The sequence below is a fragment of the Lactobacillus xujianguonis genome (assembly GCF_004009905.1).
GTDB lineage: Bacteria > Bacillota > Bacilli > Lactobacillales > Lactobacillaceae > Lactobacillus > Lactobacillus xujianguonis.
The window spans coordinates 1-1,105 of the sequence record NZ_ML136947.1; the positions used below are offsets into that span (position 1 = coordinate 1).

The window sequence follows — 1,105 nt, forward strand, 5'->3', positions numbered from 1 at the left end:
CTACTGGTCTTTTTGTTTTGGAGTCAAGTCCTAAAATGGATTTGACTCTTTTTAATTTGTAACTAAGCGTCACCGCAAACTATTTTACACTTAGACTTAACTTTTGCATTAATTTCTAACAAACGAAGATTATAATAATACGCGTGGTGCTAGTTAAATCGTTCTAAACAATAAGCCAAATTATAAGCTAAAATTGCAATTTCCAACCGGCTTTGAAAGCCTATCAGACTACGTGCTCGATTGTTCTCGGCATTGTAATAGGTCAGAAGCGAAAAGTCGCTTTCAATTGTTCTGCGAAGAGCCATCAATTGATGATCATTGTGCTTTTTAGCTCCTGTCATATTTTTACGATATGGTGTCCAAAGTTCATAACCCATTTGTTTTAGCTGTTGATGCAGTTCTTTGCCTAAATAGCCTTCGTCGCCAAGAAGATAGTAATTAGCTGGATGTGCATTTTCCAGCAGTTCAACTGTCTCCTTGGCATCATGAACTGATGCTTTTGTTACGACATAATCAAGAATGTAACCGTCATCGCTAACAATGGCATGAACTTTGAAACCATAGAAGTAAATTTTCTTGGTGGCCTTATAACCAATGTTGGCATAACCGCGAAAAATTTTAGCACGATAGTTGCGAATTGGTTGGCAAACAGGTACCGGAAAGCTGTCAATGATCAAGAACTGTCCATTCAGGTCAACCTTTTTATTCATTTCTTGCCGTATTTGATAAATCAATTGCAATAGCTGACGTGAACGCCGATTAAAACGTGAGTGTGATAAACAATTGAAACATTCACAGAATCTTCTTTGTGATTCAATTCCTGTCTTAGCTTGCCAGATAAGTAAAGCCAAAATCAGACTGTCCGTAGTTTTAATTTGATCAATATTTCGCCGATGAGTAAACTCAGCCGGTGCATACAAACGATACCAGTGCCGACAAATTATCACTAAATCTTTAAAACTAACTTGTCTTAGGGTGGCTAAAACGCTTAAGCTTAAGGCAGTTCAATCAGATCAGACTCTTTTCTATTATTACTATTTACAAGTCGAGTCTAACAAGATTGGACTTTTTTATTAACTAAAACGATTTAACTAGCACCACGCGT

1 pseudogene is annotated in these 1,105 nt (G+C 36.9%); it reads right to left on the minus strand.

The window, feature by feature from the left end:
• Window positions 1-149 precede the first annotated feature (149 nt).
• Window positions 150-1,008: pseudogene (locus tag EJK17_RS11305) on the minus strand (IS982 family transposase).
• Window positions 1,009-1,105: the final 97 nt, after the last annotated feature.